We start from the raw sequence: 17,453 nt of genomic DNA, 5'->3' as shown, positions 1-17,453 counted from the left end.
CTGCCAGCGGAAGAGTACGGCGCTCGCATCAAGATCCAGGCCAAAAACAACGCGCCTGAGAGGATCAGAACTCTATTCTGGGCCGCATTTGGGTCGTTGGCCGACTATGCGCTCGGATACGACGCATCGTGGACAAAAGGAAAAGCGCCCGTTTGAAGCGCTTCAGCGCATCCGGTCCGGAGCCAATCAGGACCAGAGCGTCAGCAACGCCAATTGGACCGTGCGCTTCCACAGAACGACCCCATAATCTTCGAAGCTGGGCCGTATTCCCGCCAAGGTTAACCTTAGGTTAACAGCTTCCCGTAGGGGCAACTGCGGGCCGGGGCCGCGTCTTGGTTCATCATAAGAACCAGACGCGGCCTTTTGCATTAAATGACACGTGAACGACGGCCCTCGGACCTGCTGGCATGAGGGTGTCTACGGATAGACGAGTACCCATGAGCGGATATGGATCTGATCCAAGTCTGTAACGGTTGATGGCATGCCTGGGTTTGTAGCTGATCCGAACGACGAAACGCTTCGCCATCTGGTGGAGACACTGACCGAAAGCGGACAGGCGATTTGCCTCTATGATGCCGAAGATCGGCTTCGGTATGCGAACAGGACCTACCAGGACATGTTCCTGGGCGATGACCAGGGCCGGTTCACGTTCCCCGAGATCCTACGCTACGCTCACGCGCACGGATGTGGGGTAAGGATTGATGATGGGGATGTGGAGGCTTTCATCGCCAGGACCCTCGCCCGTCGCCGGATGGTCGTGCGCAAGTCATTCCAGACCGACCTCGTCAATGGCTGCTGGTTCTGGATGGATCATACCATCCTGCCGAATGGCTGGTTGCTCACGGTGGGGCTGACATCACGGCTCTCAAACACGATGAAAGGTCTCTGCGACAGGCGCATGACGCGGCGCTCTTGGCCTCCAGGACCGATGTGCTCACCGGTCTGCCGAACCGCCGCTATATTCTTGAGATCCTTGACGAGCGTCTCAGAGACCACAAGCACGAAGGCTCCAGCCTGTGTGCAGCGCTGATCGACATCGACTGGTTCAAGTCGATCAATGACCGCTATGGCCACGAAGTCGGCGATGCGGTGCTGCAGCACTTTTCAGCGGTATGCCGTGAGAGACTGGACCCTGAAACCTCTATTGGTCGAACCGGTGGCGAAGAGTTTCTGCTCTTGCTACCGTCTGTCAGCCTTGAGGCCGCTGTCCGAACCTTGCGCCATCTCAGGACAGATTTCCCGCTAGAGCAACGGCGGTTCAGACGAATCCATATCCGGCCGCGGTGAAGTAGTTGCGGCATTCCTCAGCCTCGACCCCATCGCAGATGTCGCCGATGGCCCGCCAGAGCGCGTCAAAGGTGCGGGCTTCGGCCTTGCGCAGGTGCGCCTTGATCTTGGCGAAGAGTTGCTCAATCGGGTTCAAATCCGGACTGTACGGGGGCAGAAACAGGAACCAGGCGCCGCGTTGCTTCAGGCAGTCTGCTGCCCTCTCACTCTTGTGTGCCGACAGGTTGTCGAGGATCACCACGTCGCCCTTGGACAAGGTCGGGGCGAGTTGGGTCTCCACATAAGTCTCAAAGATCGGCCGGGTCATCGGCCCATCAATCACCCAAGGGGCCGTCAGACCACAGTAGCGCAGCCCCGCCACGAAGGTTTGGGTCAGCCAGTGCCCGAACGGCGCCTTGGCATATAGGCGCTGCCCTTTCAGACAGCGGCCACGCAACCGGGTCATCTTGGTGGATGTGCCGGTCTCATCGAGAAACACCAGCCGGTGCGGCTCTTGGCGCATGCGCGGCTGGCGCTTGGTGTGCCAGTGCTCGCGCGCTTGCCGCACGTCGGCGCGTCCTTGTTCGCTGGCCCGCAGCGTTTTTTTTGAAGCGGTAGCCGTTGCGGCGGAACCAGTGCGAGATCGAAGCGGGCGTGACCTTCGTGCCGAGGGCCGCCAGTTCTGCGGCGAGTTGCGGCATGGTGATGTCGCCCTTCTCGGTCACGCGGCGGATGAGGAAGTCGCGATGCGGGTCGAGCTTGGAGTAGCGCCAGCCGCCCTCCGGCTTGGGCGCCAGGCTGCCGGTGGCCCGATACGCCGCCATCAGTCGGACCACGAAGGCGACCGAGACCTCGAAGTGGCGCGCTGCCTCATGGCAGGAATGCCCCGCCTCGACGAAGCGCACCACCCGTTGCCGCAGATCCAGCGAGTAGGACTTGGTCATCGCTCATCTCCTCCCAAGAGGGCCGAGACAAGTGAATCACGAAGCCGCCACGGCGCATAGCCTCCGATTCAATCAGAACCGCCGCTGCTCTAGTCCGCAGTGGAGAGGATACTGTTGACCTTGCCTACACGTTCAGCGCCGGTCTCACGGAAGCCCTGCCCCAGGACAACAGGAACTCCATTCTGCAACGCGCGGATCGCGCCTTGTATGCGGCTAAAGCAGATGGTCGCAACTGCACGAGAGTGAGGTAGACAGTCCGAAGCAGCTGCTATGTTGTGGAATCAGCGGCCACGCCAACTTGCCTCTTGTGCTGGTAGCCTCACCAAGCAGTCGGATGGAGGCGCCGCTTCCAACGCTCGTGTCTTGGAAGTTGCGCAGCCTCAGCCAGACGCTTGATCAGCCTAAGCTCGACCGTCTGCGACGATGTCACCACCGGTGGCCAAAGCATCTCGGCCTCTGGTATGCGCTCTGCTCCTGGGGTGGGGCTGGACGTCATCATCGGTTCAACGGCTCCGGAACTCTTCTTCCGAGGCTTCCGCGAATTGGCCTTCACACTTGCACCCCGTGCCGGCTGAACGTCATGGACGGGCGCTGCGTCCTCTTCAGCGACAGGAGTAACCTCAGTCAGCGTCATGGCACCCGCGGGTTCCAGCGCTCGCGCGTGCGCGTCCTTCACATTCTCAGAGGCTGTGGCCATCAGATCGAACTCGATCTGTCCCTGATGAGCCTCCGCTGAAGAGCGTTTGCGGCGAACAGACTGAACGGGCTCAGAAGCGTTTGGTACGGGCGCAAGGATGCTCGGCAGAATGCGAGGGACCACCACAGGGTCAGCGGCAACGTGAGGTTCTTTCTTCTGGAGGACCCTCGTAGGCTCATCTGGAACGGTTGCGAACGAACGCCCTGGCGGAAGATGGCTACGCTGACCTTGCACACGGGACTTCTTGATCTCAACGGAGAAAGGCTTTGAATTTCGCTTCATCTTATATGCTGGCTATGACCTTGAAAAATGATGACCTATGAGCTTGCGTGCATGACGTCAACACCAGGAGCACACGTTGCTTTTCATCGGAACTCTTCGTGAATCCGGTGGACTTCAGAATATATTCTGTGCTACTGCTTTCTCCAGACAGCATCAGATCCAGTTCTTAATCAGAGGGTTGGGCAGGTTTATGCAGTTCGTCAGGTGACCAGCTTGTGGAACAGGCGAGGCTTGTCACTCGAGGTGACCGTCCCGGCCCCTCACCCTTCAGCCGTGGCAGCCAACAATGTAAGGGTCTGACGGCAGAGTGTCCCGCACCTGCGTTCCTTCTATCCTCGGTATTCTAGCAGACACGAACTCTCGTTAGGTTTGGGAAGGACCGATGATGACTGACAATGAAGGAGAGGCTGCGGCGGCCGAATTGGCCAAAGCGGGTGGGCTCTCCTGGCACTCAGGTGAGGAGCGCGGTCCTCTGAAGCTGGTCATGGATCGTTACCGAAACCGAGCGCGCGTCGCCCTTGCTGCTCTTGAGCGCCTCAGGGCAGCCAAGCATGCGAACTCTCCTGATCCGATCGACATCGAGCAGGTTAGCCAGGACCTTCAGGCTAACCTTGATCTTGCTTCGCACGAGAAGGTCGCTGTTGGGAGCATGGTTTTGTACCGCCCTCCAGGAGATAAGCGAGCCTATCCCTGCCGGGTTCAGCGGACCGACGGAAGCCGCGTCTTCCTTGTCCCTGAGATCCCAACCTGCACCGGCTGGGTGGATATTGCCCCTCTATCATTGTCGGCCATTCATTGACATCCTCCCCTCCGTGAACGGAGGGGATTCCTGCCGCGTGTCACGCCGCGAGGCGCGACCTCGCCTCAGTGGGTTCCTGGGCCGACGCCCCTTCGGACGAAGTCTCTCCGCAGGCTAGCCGGGCGTGTCCCGCCGTTAGAACGTTGATCGCGCCGACATGGTCGGCGTGCGCCTCGTGCCCGCACGACACGCAGGCGAAGCGCGCCTGGCTCCGGCGGTTCTCCGCGGCCACGTGGCCGCACTCGGGGCAGCGGTGGCTGGTGTTGCGCGGGTCGACCTCGACCAGCATCCCGCCGCGCCACTCGAGCTTGTACCCGAGCTGACGCACGAACATGCCCCAGCCCTGATCGAGGATCGCCTTGTCCAGCCCCGCCTTGGCCCGCACGTTGGTCCCCGGATGCTCCACGGTCCCCGCCGCCGATGCCGTCATGTTCCTGACCTTCAAATCCTCGACGCACACAATCGCGTGGCTCTTGCTGATCTGCGTCGAGGTCTGGTGCAGGAAATCCTGCCGGATGCGGGCGATGCGGGCCTGAATGGACTGGACCTTCACCTTGGCCTTCTTCCAGTTGCTGCTGTGCTTGATCTTGCGGCTCATCCGCCTCTGCGCCTTGGCGAGCTGGGCCTCGGACCTGCGGAACGCGTTCACGGGTTCCACGAACGACCCGTCCGAGAGCGTGACGAAGCGGGCCACGCCCAGGTCGATCGCGACCATGGAGGTCGATGGATGGGCGGGCCGTTCCGCCGCTCGCTCAGTCTGGATCGCGACAAACCACCTGTCGACCCTGTGCGAGACGGTGACCTGCGAGATGTCCCCCTCCACAGGGCGCGAGGCGCGGTAGCGCAGCCAGCCGATCTTGGGCAGGAAGATCCTGCCGTTCGCCTGGTCGAGCTTGAAGCGCTGCGGGTAGCGGAATGATTCATGGTGGCCCTTCCTCTTGAACCGCGGGACCTCCGCGCGTCCCTTGAAGAAGTTGTCGTAGGCGCGGCACAGGTCCTTGAGGGACTGTTGCAGCACCTGCGAGTCGGCCACCATCAGCCAGGTCGTGGCCGGATCGGCCTTCCAGGCCGTGAGGTGCTTGCACAGGTCAGCGTAGTAGAGGTGCTTCAGCCCCGCGGCGTGCCTCTCCTTCTGCAACGCCAGGCCCTTGTTGAACACGAACCGGCGCGAGCCGCAGGAGCGGCGCATGGCCCGCTCATCGGCACCCGTCGGGTTCAGCAGTGCGAACGTGTAGGCCTGGAGCCGTTGCATGACCTCGCTGTAGAACGGACCGGGAACGAAAGCAAGGCGCCTCGCGACGCCTGCGCTGTCCATCCCCGCCATGAACAGCGGGGCCTTTCGCGCGATCATTGGTAAGGCATTCATCCCGTGACAAGTCTTACCAAGGGCAAAGCGAGGCCTACTGACGGCTTCATCGAAGCCGGCCCGCTGGCTGGTTCTTTGAACGAGCCCGGACCAGCTCATTCCGGACTAGCACGCTACTACTTCAATCTCACTGATGGCGAGACCATGATCCGCGATCAGGAGGGTATTGAGACGGCCAGTATTCAGACGGCCGTGCTCTCGGCGATGGAGGCCGTCGAAGAGCTTCGGGCCCAGGATCCGACAAATTCAGACGAGTGGCAGGGATGGCGGCTGGAGATTGTCGACGCATCCGGCCGAGCGGTGCAGATGATCCCGCTTGATGCTCGCTCGGCGCATTAGTTGTGCATCACACGGGGGGACACGCGGCGATTGTCCTCGTGAACATCGGAATCGACAGCGGCAATCGTCTCTTCGCCATAGGTATCATAGGATACAGGCCTATGAGCCGATGAGGTGACCAGCGTATGCCAGCAGGCCCACAGCAGTAAGCAAACTGCCCCATCGACACAGAACTCCCAGGACATCATCGGATGATGTCAACGGGCGAGTGATAAGCAGATCCTTTTCGCCATCCATGGCCGCTTCTCATGAGCGTGTCCCGAGGAGACATTCCCTCATGTCGGTGCCACGACACGATCTGAATCGAACTCAAGAAGTTCTTCTGTCGTGCAGCAGACATTCATGCATTGCTCACATACGTCCCAGCATGAGATTTCATGTTAACTGGACAGTTACGTCGATAACAAAGCTGCCAGCCGCGACCTCTGCCCTTTTGCACAGCTTTGGTAGCATCCAACCATCATCTTCGCTTCCGTCATATGACCTACAGCCTGATCCAACTCGCCCCTGGCGCCTATGACCTCCTCCTGAACGGTGAAGTGATAGGCAGTGTCGTGCGAACGGGCGAGCGCAGCAACAACACCGTCTGGACGGCGGAACTGCTTGAGAATCTGCCGCACGGTCAGCGGCCCGCCCCTTTTGTGGAGGTCGAACACACCTTTCTCACTCTGGAGCCACTCTGTGACTGGCTCGGAGATCCACAGGTCAAGAGCAACTTCGGGCGCAGCGCGATCGCCCGGAGCGCCTGAGTGGATCCATCCGACCGTGATGGCGCAGGAGTCTGCAATGAGGCTGGTGGAGAGGTGTGCTGAACTCACTGAAGCTTTATTGAGATAGGATCATTCCAGGATGATGGTTGCCCAACCGTATTCTCGGCCAAGCCCTTGATCCAAAATCCCTCTCATCTGTGATCGTTGCCAGATTCAGGTCCTCGGTCCCTCAAACTGCCTGCACCTGTTCCAGCATCAGTCGCTCCTTTGCAGCATCGGCATCGTGGATTTGTGTCTTCCTGGTCACAACCTATAGGAAAGTTCATCAAGAAAATTGCGTAAACGATTACATCGGCGCAATGAGACTCCAATATTCTGCTGGCTACGATAATTCCGTTGCGCAGCCCGCCCTACCTTGCGGGCTGTTCCTCTGAGGAAGTCGTTCCTCCCAAACTCAGGCTGCTGGCAACGGCAGCCCTTTTTCTTCGAGGAGGGTTGTCCTGATGGCAGGCAAGAGTGTCACGCGCGCAGACCTGGCCGAGGCTGTGTACCAACGGGTTTCCGTCACCAAGGACTACGCGTCAGACTTGGTCGATCAGGTTCTGGAGACAATCTGCGCCACTCTCGAACGAGGCGAGAGCGTGAAGCTGTCGTCGTTCGGGGTTTTTACCGTGCGCCAGAAGGGTAAGCGCATCGGCCGCAATCCCAAGACCAACGTGGAAGTGCCTATTGAACCGCGCCAGGTTCTCTCGTTCAGCGCCTCGGCTCTCCTCGAAGCCCGCATGAACCGGGCTTCCTCCGCCGCAGGCGCGCTCGTCTCACAAGATCTTGAAAAGGGTGACACGGCATGAAAAAGGGATCTGGACCGGAGCAGGAGATGAGCATGGCAAGCATTGCTCTCTTCGGCTGCCTGATTGGTATCGCTGCTGTCGCGCTGCACCAGATTCACCATGCGGTCACCAACACCATCCCGGAGGATGTCTACACCCATGTCTTTACCGAGGTGACCGCGGGAGCTTTCGGCGGCGCCCTCCTGTTCGCCACCACTTCGTTTCTCAGACGTTGGTTCAAGAGGTTCAAGAGAAGGCACTAGGCGAGCCAACATTTGCTGTAGGGCTTGTGTGAAGGGGGCTGTCTCCATTGCAGCATGAAGCAACGGATGTGAGATTTTCTTACAGTTTGGGAATGAACTGATGTCTCGCGACGAAATCGAAGTGGTTGCTGCGGAACTTGCGCGGGCTGGCGGCATACCATGGTTTCCTGGACGGGAGCGCGGCCCGTTGACGCCGATCGCGGGGCGGTATCGGGAGCGGACCCGCATGGCGATCGAAGCGCTCGACCGCCATCGAGCCCTCATGCCGGGCAAAGCCTGTGGCAGGAATGTCGAGAGCCTACTGGCTGAGCGACAGCAGAGTTCTGGTGTCCGCCTCGTGCTGAGATCCCGGCTCGGGTTAAAGGCTAGGTCGTATGTCGTCCTCACACGGTAGCCATTGAGGCGACGGATTCGCAGCGAGGATTGAGAATTCGACGGTCGCTTCATCCGGAAGGCCATGGGAGGTGTAGATTATGCTCGACGCTGAATTGGCGCAGCTTCGCGACGACAACACGCGAATTGCTGGACTGTTGGATAGGCTGGAAAAGCATCTTGCACAGCCTCTCCCATCTGGGCCGCCCTATCATGTTTTGTCAGAGGCCCATGCTCTCCACGACAAGGTTTACGAAATGGCCCGAATGGTCGGAAATGTGAAGCGAAGGATCCGCGTCAAGATCCTCCAACACACGCTGGCTATGGACATCTCTTCTCTGGGAGGCAACCCATGAAGTATCGGCCTTTTTGCTGAGAGATGCTCGCTTGCGTTACAGATCCATCTCAGGCAGAGCCTGACGTAGAAGGCAAAATTGTTCGGGAAGAGAGATCCTGCACCAGTAGCATGGAAGTCGCCGAAGCGTAGGCGATCTCCCGACCATTTTTCCAAGTGTCTTGCGCGCCGCAGACTTATAGCCCCTCCACCGCTGGGTCATTGAAGCGCTTGGAGAGCCGACGCTCTGTGTTATGGGTAGCCACCTTCGAGGGAAAAGTTGGCCTTGAGCACGATCTGATAGTGGCGGACGTCATGGTTCGCGATATGCCCGCGGATTCGCACGACTTCGACCCAGTACAGATGCCGACCGGAACCGTCGGTCGGGCGTGCGGATTTGTCCGTGTGGGTGCGGACCGTGTGAGACTCCCCGTCCTGAAGGACGAGGCATCTTGGGCTAGGCGGCAAGCCGCTTGATCCCTTGATCTTTGGTTGCTGCTTCACGGGCGCGCTTAGAGCGGAGGCCTCCACAGGCTGCCACCGGCGGTCTTAGATGATGCCGCCCAGCGATGGCGGCCCAGCGCGAGGATGTTCCTCGCGGCGTTGATGTCGGCATGGGCTTCGTACCCGCACAGTGGGCAGATGAAGCGATCGCGTGTCACGCGCCCATGCGGCAGATGGTCGGTCGCCTCGTCGTCCTGCGGGTGCTGACCGCACTCCGAGCAGCGCTGCGAGGTATGGCGAGCGTCGACCTCGACGCACTCGCCGCCGCTCCAAGCAGCCTTGTACTTCGTCATCGACTGGACCTGACCCGGCGACACGTCGAGGATCGAGCGATTCAGACCTGCTTTGGCGGCCACGTTCCGGCCGGGCGTTTCCAGCGTGCCTCTGGCACTCGCCGTCATATTCTTCAGGCGAAGGTCCTCGAACGCGATGTGCGTGTGCTGTTTCGCGATCTGCGAGGAGATCACATGCGCTGCATTTCGTCGGCGCCTGGCGAGCTTGGCATGAAACCGGGCCAATGCCCGGCGCGCCTTGGCCCGGTTGAGCGATCCCTTCTTCTTGCGGGCCAAGCTCTTCTGCAGCCGCGCCAGCTGGCGCATCTCCTCAGGCGAGGTCCGTGGCATCGGCAGGATCTGCTCGTCCGAGGTCACCGCCCCGGTGATTACGTTGAGATCGACACCAACCTCAGAAACCTCTCGCCGTTGCGGGTTCGGCATGTCGAGTTCGCACGCAATCGAGGCGAACCAACGATCGCCCTCCCGGGCGATTGTCGCCGAGGTTGGCCGACCTTTCACCTTGCGTTGGGCAGTCATCTTCAGCCAGCCGAATTTCGGCAGCTTCAGGCGATGCCGCTCGACCGTGAAGCCCTGCGGAAAACGGCAGCTCTCGTGCACGAATTTGCGGCGTGGCTTGGGATAACCGGCGTCCTTCCGGAAAAAGCGCTGGAACGCCTCCTCGAGATCCCGCAGCGCCTGCTGCAGGCACTGGCTCGGAGGCTCAGCGAAAAAAGGAAATTCCTTTTTCAACGCCGGAAGATCATCGGCACCCGTGTAGTAGTTCAGATTCCGCCCGTTCCGACTGAACAGCCGCCGCTGTTCCAGCGCCAGGTTGTAGACCAGGCGGCAGCAGCCTATCGTCATGCTCAACTGCATGACCTGCTCTGGTGTCGGGTACACCTGAAAGCGATAGGCTTTTCTGACCTTCATTGGCCAGAACATAGCGAGAACATTCAAGCTGTTCAAGAGTCGCTCTGGCTCTTTTCATCCTCCACCTGAAGGAGGCGGTCTTCCAGAGCATTATGATAATTATGGCGTGCGCCAATCCTTCAACTGCGCCTCGATCCTCATTTCTAGCCCCCTTTCCTGAGGAATGTCGTCCTCGTCCGAAGCGCTGGGTAGTCCGTCGGGCCCAACCGTAAAATAGATCGAAGCTCGTTGTATTCTCTTTTCATTGCGAAATTACTCTTGCGCTTATTCGAAATAAATCTAGTCGTAAAGCCTGTGCTGTAGTTGGCAATACTAATAAATTTAGCATGAATATTTACTGGTCGTAGAATTTGATTTAGTATTGCCGTGTGGAGCGCTCACTACTGCACCCTGCTTCACGTTGATACTTGTGACCCGACGCGTCCTCTCACGAGGCGCGCACAACAAGGAGACGAGACATGGCAACTCTAGGAGGCGGGGCGTTCAACGACTCGCTGCACGGCACGGCCACCGCGGACGTGGTGCTTGGGCACGGCGGTAATGACCTGATCTTCGGCGGAGGAGGTGGCGACGCTCTCGCCGGCAACGACGGCCAGGACGTAATCTTTGGCGGGAGCGGAGATGACTGGACGTCCGGCGGCTCTGGAGACGACTGGCTGACTGGCGGTGCGGGAGCTGACGTCCAGGACGGCAACGACGGCAATGACGTTCTGTTTGGCGGCAACGACGATGACGTTCAACTCGGCGGTGCTGGCGACGACAACCTCCGCGGCGGAAATGGCAACGATATTGAGCTCGGTGGCGACGGGAATGACATCGTCGAAGGTGATTCCGGAGCGGACCTGATGCAGGGCGGTGTTGGCAGCGACATCCTGCGTGGTGGGTCCGGAGACGACATCCTGGATGGCGGCGCGGGAGATGACGTGCTTCACGGCGGGGCCGGCAGCGATACCTTCGTGTTTACCGGCGGCGGCGGCAACGATGTCGTTCTCGACTTCAAGGCCGGCCAGGATATCCTGCAGATCTCCAAGGGAATCAACGGAACCGATATCGCATCGGCCGACGATCTTTCGAGCCGCGTTCAGCAGGTCGGACACAACACGGTGGTCGACCTTGGCAACGGCGACAGCATCACGCTCGTGAACGTCAACGCCGACGACGTCCACAACAACCCGGGCGATTACTTCTCCGTCCAATAACCGCGAACGGGTGCTGCGAACCGTAATCGTGGCACCCACCCCAATGACATCGAGGCCAGCAGTCAACGACCTGTCTCAAAGGGCTCGTGATGCGCTGCTCCTTCCACCTCGTGAACGGTCAAGAGACCGTCCCCCGACGATACGGCTGTTGAAGTGCCGAACCGTAAGACCGCAAAGGCGGAAGCGCACGAGGCCATCAGTGCGTTGCGATGGGAATGTGATGGGCAATCGAGGATTGGGCCGGGTGACGGCTGGAAATCGTTGGTCCCGAAGGAGCGCTTCTTTACTCCTATCCTCGCACCAAGACCCTGCATTGAGATAGGTCCCGGTGCCCCATGTTGCCCGCGATGGCAACCCCCCGGGATCTTCACAGCGATCGAACTCCTGCGTCATCAGGGACCATAATCGTGAGACGAAAGATGATGGAGGAGGGCACGCGGGTGCGAGTGACCACCTCGATGTTTTGCGACCCACAATCCATCACAAAAACGCCCACGTCACCTGTTGACGGGCTGATGCAAACGTGAGGAAGCACTTTGCGGGATCGTGGCGATCCTATGTGGATAATATCATCTCCGATGAAGCAACAAGTTCAAACATCTTGTCGACATGATCCGACTTGGCAGGCTCTCTGGTATCGTCGAAAGATCAGATAGAACCTGACCCAGGGCCTGCTACTGTCGACGGACTTTTCCCGACCCGGTTGAATAACCTTGAGGAAGGCCTATCCCTCCGTTCGCCAAAGGAGGAGGGCTTTTGGCCATTTTTTACTGAAGGGCTTGCCGGAGGCGGATATCAGAGCCGCGATCCTGAAGGCGACACCCATCAGGCTCCGCCTTTCCAGTCGCCCGCTGGCCCAAGCCTGGTTTGCGGCAGGCCGGCCGCCCGTTGCCGTCGCGCGCAGGGCGCCTCGCGTCCTGATCCGCTGAAGGCGGGGCTGCCGTTTCAACTGACTCTCTACGAGGCCGTCACACGGTCAGCTCCTTGTGCATCCCCAGATGCCTGAAGGTGGACCATCCCAACACATCCAAAGTTCGTCTCGACCGAGGGAGCCAAGCGACCTATCGTGGCCCCTCTCCTATCGTTGTCATTCTGAGTACCCATGGCGTCTTCCTCCTCCGCTCGTCGACCAAAGACCCGCGTGCAGTCCCATGCGGCCCCGACTGTCGATCTCAGTGCCGTGATCATGGCCGCCACACCCAATGAGCCACGGGTTCTCACCGTTCGGGTTGATCAGCGTGACGGTCTCCCCTCCGGGCCGTTGCGATCCGAGCACCGGACTCTGGAGGTGGGACTGCGCACGTGGGTGGCTGAACAGACCAAGCTGACCCTCGGCTATGTCGAACAGCTGTACACGTTTGGGGATCGCGATCGCGCGGAGGGGGATCTTCAGCGTACAGGGCATGCCCTATCGATTGCCTATCTCGCTCTCGTGCGGGAGGCCCGTCCGGCCGGGTTGGCCCATGCGGCGTGGCGGAGCTGGTATGCCTATCTGCCGTGGGAGGACTGGCGCGACGGCCGGCCCAAGGCTCTTGAGGTCATTGAACCCGCCCTGAAGGCGTGGGCACGGTCGGGCGGCAAACCCTTGAGGCAGTTTCGTGAGGAGCGGATCGAGCTCACATTCGGGTTCGGCTCCGGGACGTGGACCGACGAGCGTGTGCTGGAACGCTATGAGCTCCTGTTCGAGGCGGGCCTCGTGCCGGAGGCTCTGCGCGAGGTTCAGCCACAAGAGCACTCTAAAGGGCGGCTGGTCCCTGGGCAGCCAATGGCGCTTGACCACCGCCGCATCCTGGCGACAGGGATTGGCCGCCTTCGCGGCAAGATCAAGTACCGCCCCGTCATTTTTGAGCTCATGCCAGCCTCGTTCACCCTGCTGGGCCTCCAAAGGACGGTCGAGGCCTTGTCAGGCGTGCGCCTCCACAAGCAGAATTTCCGCCGTCTCGTCGAAGTGCAGGGTCTGGTCGAAGAAACGGGCGAGATCTCAGCTGAGACAGGCGGCCGTCCTGCCCGGCTCGCGCGCTTCCGGCGTGAAGTGCTGGTCGAACGGCCGGCTCCTGGCGTGCGATTGCCCCGCTTAAGGTGAACCGCGTTGCGGCAGTTTGTGGGTTGACGCCGCCTTATACTCGTGTCTAGCATAAGACATATGCCGGCTATGCAGCCGGCTTTCTTGTGATCCGCTAATGCTCAGCATGAGCATACCCATGACTCGTAAATGCTCGGCCTGAGCATAGGAGGCCGCTATGTCCGCTGCTGCTCCAATGATGTCTGCGTCCCTGCCCCTGCCCGAGCTCTACGCTCGCGTGCGGCACCACGTCCCAGCGATGGAATGGCCCTTCTACGCCAGCGACATTGAAGCGATCCTTGCCCTCAAGCGCCAACACAATGCGGTCATTCTGGCCCATAATTATCAGACGCCTGAGATCTTCCACACCGTAGCGGATATTGTCGGCGACAGCCTGGCCCTGGCCCGTGAAGCCGTGAACACCGATGCTGACGTGATCGTGTTGGCCGGCGTGCACTTCATGGCCGAGACGGCCAAACTCCTCAATCCGGGTAAGACCGTGCTCATTCCGGATGCTGAGGCCGGCTGTTCGCTGGCCGAGTCGATCACGGCCGAGGATGTGCGCCAGCTGCGCGCGCGCTACCCGGGCGTTCCTGTGGTCACCTATGTCAACACCTCTGCCGCCGTGAAGGCCGAGTCGGACATCTGCTGCACCTCCGGCAACGCCAAGAAGGTGATCGAGTCGCTGGGCGTCGACCGTGTGATCATGCTGCCGGACGAGTTCCTGGCCCAGAACACGGCCGCTCAGGTACCTGGCGTTGAGATCATCACCTGGGCCGGCCACTGCGAGGTGCACGAACGCTTCACCGCCGAGGACATCCGTGAGGTGCGCGAGAGCTACCCGGACGTCGTGGTGCTGGCCCATCCGGAGGCGCCGCCCGAGGTGGTGGCCGAAGCAGACTATGCCGGATCGACGGCCGGCATGGCCGACTTCGTGGGTGAGAAGCGCCCGGCCCGTGTGGCTCTCGTGACAGAGTGCTCGATGAGCGACAACGTGGCGGCTCTCTATCCGGAGGTCGAGTTCGTGCGGCCCTGCAACCTGTGCCCGCACATGAAGCGCATCACCCTGCCGAAGATCCGGCGGGCGCTGGAGTTGCATCAGCACGAGGTCACCATCGATCCGGCCGTGGCCGAACGCGCCCGGTTGGCCGTCGAGCGTATGCTCGCGGTTCGGTGAGAGTCTGCCATGACAACAGCTCATCCGCGCGACCGTGTCGTGGTCGTGGGCGGCGGCATCGCAGGACTGGCGGCAGCCCTGCACCTGGCGCCGTTGCCGGTAACCCTGCTTGTGGCCTCTCCACTGGGGCAACAAGCCTCCACACCTCTGGCGCAGGGCGGAATTGCGGCGGCCATTGGGGACGATGACCACCCTGCCCTGCACGCCGCCGATACCCTGCAGGCGGGGGCTGGGCTCAGCGATCGCGATGTTGCCACTCGTGTGGCTGCCGCCGCGCCCTCGTGTATCGAGTGGCTGGTTGCTCAAGGCGCAGCCTTCGATCGAACCGCCTCTGGTGACGAGTTGATCCTGGGGTTGGAAGCGGCGCACTCGCGCCGAAGGATCGTTCACGCGGATGGGGACGGAACCGGCCGATGCGTTCTGGAGGCCCTCATCCATGCCGTCAGGAAGGCGCCCTCCGTTCAGGTCCTGGAGAACCATCGCGCTACGGATCTGGTGCGCGATGCCAACGGCGCAGTGGTCGGTGTGTCCTGCATGCCGCGAGGAGAAGGCGGCGGTGAACCTACCCTGATCCCGGGCCGGGCCGTGGTGCTGGCGACAGGCGGGATCGGCGGTCTCTACGCGCACACCACCAATCCCCTGAGTGCGGTAGGGGGCGGACTGGTGTTGGCGGCCCGTGCTGGTGCCGTGCTGCGCGATCTCGAGTTCGTTCAGTTCCATCCCACAGCCATTGCGGCTGGACGTGATCCGATGCCGCTGGCAACCGAAGCCCTGCGCGGCGAAGGAGCCGTGCTCCTCAACAGCCGTGGCGAGCGCTTCATGCAAGATATTCCCGGAGCGGAACTGGCGCCGCGTGATGTGGTGGCCCGGGCGATCTTTGCCCAGGTCTGCGCCGGTGAGCGCGTGTTTCTCGACACGCGTCCCGTACTTGGTGAACACATCACCAAAAGATTCCCCGGTGTAACAGCACTGTGCCGAGCCGCCGGTCTTGATCCGGTTCGCAATCCGATCCCCGTGCGCCCAGCCACCCATTTCCACATGGGTGGGATTAAAGTAGACCATCAGGGCCGCAGTTCTGTCGAAGGACTCTGGGCTTGCGGTGAAGTATCCTCGACCGGCCTCCACGGGGCGAATCGCTTGGCAAGCAACTCTCTTCTTGAGGCGCTCGCCTATGCGGCTTGGATTGCAGATGACATTAGGGGAATGGAACGTCGGCTCTCGCTGGCGAAGCCCCCCTCACCTCCCCCCGCTCTGCATCTGCCCAGTTCTGGTGATCAGCAGTCTCTGCCTCTACGGCAGATCCGGTCGATCATGGATCAACAGGTTGGCGTTCTTCGCGATGCGGTCGGATTGAACAAGGCCATCCGACACTTCCGCACGCTGATGCGTGAAGGACACGCGATGGGTCTTCGTGACACCATCCTGGTCGGTCTCCTGATCGCAACAGCGGCTTACACCCGACAGGAGAGCCGCGGCTCCCATCAGCGGCAGGATCACCCTGCCCTGATGCCAGAGCAGCACACCGAGACAACCCTCGATCAGGCGCTGCGCATTGCGGCCGAAATCGATAACGAGACAGCCGTGCCTGTCAGGAGAGTTGCATGAGACCGATCCTCGCCACGCAAGACACTCTCGCTCCGCTCCCGCGCCTGCTGGTGGAGCCTATCGTGCGCGCAGCCCTGCTTGAGGATCTGGGCCGGGCTGGTGACATCACGACCGATGTTGTCATTCCCGCAGAGGCTAGACTGCGCGGGGCCATTGTGGCGCGAGAGCCAGGCGTGGTCGCCGGCATCGACGCGGCGCATCTCGCATTCACCCTGATCGATCCTGCCGTCATGGTTGTCGTCGACCGCCCAGATGGCAGTCGGGTTGAGCGAGGAGAGACCGTTCTCCGGCTGGAGGGCCCAGCCCGAAGCATCCTTTCGGCCGAGCGCGTGGCTCTGAATCTCGTCTGCCGGATGTCGGGCATTGCCACAGCGACGGCGGCTCTTGTTGAAGCCATACGGCCTCAGGGGAACGCTCGGATCGTCTGCACGCGCAAGACCACCCCGGGACTGCGCGTACTTGAGAAGCATGCCGTCCGGGCCGGAGGGGGAGCCAACCATCGCTTCGGGCTTGATGATGCCGTTTTGATCAAGGACAACCATATCACCATTGCCGGAGGTGTCCGGCCGGCGCTTGAGAGGGCACGTGCGGCCATTGGCCATCTCGTCAAGGTCGAGATCGAGGTGGATACCCTTGATCAGCTGGATGAGGTGCTGGATGTTGGAGCCGATGCAATTCTTCTCGACAACATGAACCCGGACACGCTCTCAGAAGCAGTGAGGCGGGTAAACGGGAGAACCATCACCGAAGCATCCGGTCGGATTACAGTGGCGACAGCGCCGGCAATTGCTGCAACAGGCGTGGATCTGATTTCAACAGGCTGGATTACCCATAGTGCCCCGATCCTAGACCTGGGGCTCGACGTGTCCTAACGCAGATTGCGAGGTATTGACGTGAGGCTCCTCGCGCTGAAGGACGAGGCATCTTGGGCTAGGCGGCAAGCCGCTTGATCCCTCGATCTTTCGTTCCTGCTTCAACGGCGCGCCTCGTACAGAGGTCTCGACAGGCTGCCACCGGCGCTCCACCGGCGGTCGTCTTTGATGCCGCCCAGCGATGGCGGCCCAGCGCGAGGATGTTTCTCGCGGCGTTGATGTCCGCATGCGCGGTTGTGATTTTGCTGTTCGACATGAACGTGATGAGAGCAAAAAGGATGATACCTAAAACGGGAGCCTTAGTCTTGGCGAGATCTCCCAGAGCCTGAGTTGCTTCGAGCTATGGCGGAATGTGATGGAGTGGATGCCCCTCCTGACGGCATCACAATGTGAAGGTGGTGCTAACTGATCTGGTCCGGAAGGAGGTTGGTCAGGAAACTCACGTGGCCGACCTCATGCCAGGAGCAGCCTGCGCCTGGAGTTGTATGCCGCGATGCGAGCCCCTCCTCTGCGTCCGAAAGGGGGGCTCGCTACGGCGATGCCGAGCGAGCCCGAGTTGGGGAGGACCGTCCCAGAGGACATCTCCCTGCCAGAGGGCGACAAGGTGGCCTGGACGGAAGTCACCTC

General features: G+C 60.8%; 18 protein-coding genes. 14 read left to right on the top strand and 4 right to left on the bottom strand.

Going from position 1 to position 17,453, the window contains the following annotated elements; genetic code table 11:
• The first annotated feature begins 481 nt into the window (after window positions 1-481).
• Both JO965_RS49590 and JO965_RS30455 read left to right on the top strand, forming a co-directional pair.
• Window positions 482-1,030, top strand: coding sequence for a PAS-domain containing protein (locus tag JO965_RS49590; RefSeq protein ID WP_371826907.1), 549 nt, complete (start codon window positions 482-484; stop codon window positions 1,028-1,030).
• Window positions 931-1,287, top strand: a complete 357-nt coding sequence (locus JO965_RS30455) for a GGDEF domain-containing protein (protein WP_246776962.1) — start codon at window positions 931-933, stop codon at window positions 1,285-1,287. The genes JO965_RS49590 and JO965_RS30455 overlap by 100 nt, the downstream gene beginning before the upstream one ends.
• Here JO965_RS30455 and JO965_RS30450 read toward each other — a convergent pair.
• Window positions 1,259-2,210 (bottom strand): IS630 family transposase gene (locus JO965_RS30450; RefSeq protein WP_203444631.1). Its coding sequence is split into 2 segments (ribosomal slippage): window positions 1,259-1,834 and window positions 1,836-2,210, totalling 951 coding nucleotides; the frame shifts between segments, so codons are not numbered across the junction. The two genes, JO965_RS30455 and JO965_RS30450, sit on opposite strands and share 29 nt — an antisense overlap.
• A gap of 1,361 nt (window positions 2,211-3,571) precedes the next feature.
• Between JO965_RS30450 and JO965_RS30440 the strand changes: the two genes are divergently transcribed.
• Window positions 3,572-3,988, top strand: coding sequence for a hypothetical protein (locus tag JO965_RS30440; RefSeq protein ID WP_203444630.1), 417 nt, complete (start codon window positions 3,572-3,574; stop codon window positions 3,986-3,988).
• A 40-nt stretch (window positions 3,989-4,028) separates the two neighbouring features.
• On the opposite strand, the gene JO965_RS30435 is transcribed toward JO965_RS30440, so the two are convergent.
• Window positions 4,029-5,240: an RNA-guided endonuclease TnpB family protein gene (locus JO965_RS30435; RefSeq protein ID WP_203445558.1), complete on the bottom strand. Its 1,212-nt coding sequence runs from the start codon at window positions 5,238-5,240 to the stop codon at window positions 4,029-4,031.
• 117 nt (window positions 5,241-5,357) lie between these two features.
• Between JO965_RS30435 and JO965_RS30430 the strand changes: the two genes are divergently transcribed.
• The 6 genes from JO965_RS30430 (at window position 5,358) to JO965_RS30405 (ending at window position 8,224) form a co-directional block, all read left to right on the top strand.
• Window positions 5,358-5,693 carry a hypothetical protein gene (locus JO965_RS30430; RefSeq protein WP_203444629.1) on the top strand — a complete coding sequence of 112 codons (336 nt, stop codon included), beginning with the start codon at window positions 5,358-5,360 and terminating at the stop codon, window positions 5,691-5,693.
• Window positions 5,694-6,172: 479 nt separating this feature from the next.
• Complete coding sequence (locus tag JO965_RS30425) at window positions 6,173-6,442, top strand: hypothetical protein (protein ID WP_203444628.1); 270 nt, start codon at window positions 6,173-6,175, stop codon at window positions 6,440-6,442.
• Between the two features lie 464 nt (window positions 6,443-6,906).
• Window positions 6,907-7,254 (top strand): integration host factor subunit alpha, encoded by a 348-nt coding sequence (locus JO965_RS30420; RefSeq protein ID WP_203444627.1) that lies wholly within the window; start codon window positions 6,907-6,909, stop codon window positions 7,252-7,254.
• A 32-nt stretch (window positions 7,255-7,286) separates the two neighbouring features.
• Window positions 7,287-7,496, top strand: a complete 210-nt coding sequence (locus JO965_RS30415) for a hypothetical protein (RefSeq protein ID WP_203444626.1) — start codon at window positions 7,287-7,289, stop codon at window positions 7,494-7,496.
• Between the two features lie 100 nt (window positions 7,497-7,596).
• Window positions 7,597-7,890, top strand: coding sequence for a hypothetical protein (locus JO965_RS30410; RefSeq protein ID WP_203444625.1), 294 nt, complete (start codon window positions 7,597-7,599; stop codon window positions 7,888-7,890).
• A 79-nt stretch (window positions 7,891-7,969) separates the two neighbouring features.
• Window positions 7,970-8,224 carry a hypothetical protein gene (locus tag JO965_RS30405; RefSeq protein ID WP_203444624.1) on the top strand — a complete coding sequence of 85 codons (255 nt, stop codon included), beginning with the start codon at window positions 7,970-7,972 and terminating at the stop codon, window positions 8,222-8,224.
• 230 nt (window positions 8,225-8,454) lie between these two features.
• Here the strand turns inward: JO965_RS30405 and JO965_RS49585 are convergent, their stop codons facing one another.
• Entirely contained in the window at window positions 8,455-8,547 is a 93-nt protein-coding gene (locus tag JO965_RS49585) for a hypothetical protein (RefSeq protein WP_371826959.1), read from the bottom strand.
• Between the two features lie 167 nt (window positions 8,548-8,714).
• The gene (locus tag JO965_RS30395) at window positions 8,715-9,947 is read right to left on the bottom strand and encodes an RNA-guided endonuclease TnpB family protein (protein ID WP_203444622.1); all 1,233 of its coding nucleotides are present in this window, start codon (window positions 9,945-9,947) and stop codon (window positions 8,715-8,717) included.
• A gap of 422 nt (window positions 9,948-10,369) precedes the next feature.
• On the opposite strand from JO965_RS30395, the gene JO965_RS30390 reads away from it, so the two are divergent.
• The 5 genes from JO965_RS30390 (at window position 10,370) to nadC (ending at window position 16,826) form a co-directional block, all read left to right on the top strand.
• Entirely contained in the window at window positions 10,370-11,110 is a 741-nt protein-coding gene (locus JO965_RS30390; protein ID WP_203444621.1) for a calcium-binding protein, read from the top strand.
• A 1,102-nt stretch (window positions 11,111-12,212) separates the two neighbouring features.
• Window positions 12,213-13,193, top strand: coding sequence for a hypothetical protein (locus JO965_RS30385; RefSeq protein ID WP_203444620.1), 981 nt, complete (start codon window positions 12,213-12,215; stop codon window positions 13,191-13,193).
• Window positions 13,194-13,350: 157 nt separating this feature from the next.
• Entirely contained in the window at window positions 13,351-14,349 is a 999-nt protein-coding gene (gene nadA / locus JO965_RS30380) for a quinolinate synthase NadA (RefSeq protein ID WP_203444619.1), read from the top strand.
• A 9-nt stretch (window positions 14,350-14,358) separates the two neighbouring features.
• Window positions 14,359-15,954 carry an L-aspartate oxidase gene (locus JO965_RS30375; protein ID WP_203444618.1) on the top strand — a complete coding sequence of 532 codons (1,596 nt, stop codon included), beginning with the start codon at window positions 14,359-14,361 and terminating at the stop codon, window positions 15,952-15,954.
• Complete coding sequence (gene nadC, locus JO965_RS30370) at window positions 15,951-16,826, top strand: carboxylating nicotinate-nucleotide diphosphorylase (protein ID WP_203444617.1); 876 nt, start codon at window positions 15,951-15,953, stop codon at window positions 16,824-16,826. The genes JO965_RS30375 and nadC overlap by 4 nt, the downstream gene beginning before the upstream one ends.
• Window positions 16,827-17,453 lie beyond the last annotated feature (627 nt).

It is taken from the genome of Microvirga sp. VF16 (assembly GCF_016864375.1).
Lineage (GTDB): Bacteria > Pseudomonadota > Alphaproteobacteria > Rhizobiales > Beijerinckiaceae > Microvirga.
Note: the sequence above shows the minus strand (reverse complement) of the source record. Positions and strands in the feature narration are given on the sequence as shown.

Excerpts from the sequence above, each read along its gene's own strand:
- JO965_RS49590 (WP_371826907.1), top strand. The coding sequence starts at position 482 with ATGCCTGGGTTTGTAGCTGATCCGAACGACGAAACGCTTCGCCATCTG.
- JO965_RS30440 (WP_203444630.1), top strand. The coding sequence starts at position 3,572 with ATGATGACTGACAATGAAGGAGAGGCTGCGGCGGCCGAATTGGCCAAA.
- JO965_RS30435 (WP_203445558.1), bottom strand. The coding sequence starts at position 5,240 with ATGCAACGGCTCCAGGCCTACACGTTCGCACTGCTGAACCCGACGGGT.
- JO965_RS30425 (WP_203444628.1), top strand. The coding sequence starts at position 6,173 with ATGACCTACAGCCTGATCCAACTCGCCCCTGGCGCCTATGACCTCCTC.
- JO965_RS30420 (WP_203444627.1), top strand. The coding sequence starts at position 6,907 with ATGGCAGGCAAGAGTGTCACGCGCGCAGACCTGGCCGAGGCTGTGTAC.
- JO965_RS30415 (WP_203444626.1), top strand. The coding sequence starts at position 7,287 with ATGGCAAGCATTGCTCTCTTCGGCTGCCTGATTGGTATCGCTGCTGTC.
- JO965_RS30410 (WP_203444625.1), top strand. The coding sequence starts at position 7,597 with ATGTCTCGCGACGAAATCGAAGTGGTTGCTGCGGAACTTGCGCGGGCT.
- JO965_RS30405 (WP_203444624.1), top strand. The coding sequence starts at position 7,970 with ATGCTCGACGCTGAATTGGCGCAGCTTCGCGACGACAACACGCGAATT.
- JO965_RS30390 (WP_203444621.1), top strand. The coding sequence starts at position 10,370 with ATGGCAACTCTAGGAGGCGGGGCGTTCAACGACTCGCTGCACGGCACG.
- JO965_RS30385 (WP_203444620.1), top strand. The coding sequence starts at position 12,213 with ATGGCGTCTTCCTCCTCCGCTCGTCGACCAAAGACCCGCGTGCAGTCC.
- nadA (WP_203444619.1), top strand. The coding sequence starts at position 13,351 with ATGTCCGCTGCTGCTCCAATGATGTCTGCGTCCCTGCCCCTGCCCGAG.
- JO965_RS30375 (WP_203444618.1), top strand. The coding sequence starts at position 14,359 with ATGACAACAGCTCATCCGCGCGACCGTGTCGTGGTCGTGGGCGGCGGC.
- nadC (WP_203444617.1), top strand. The coding sequence starts at position 15,951 with ATGAGACCGATCCTCGCCACGCAAGACACTCTCGCTCCGCTCCCGCGC.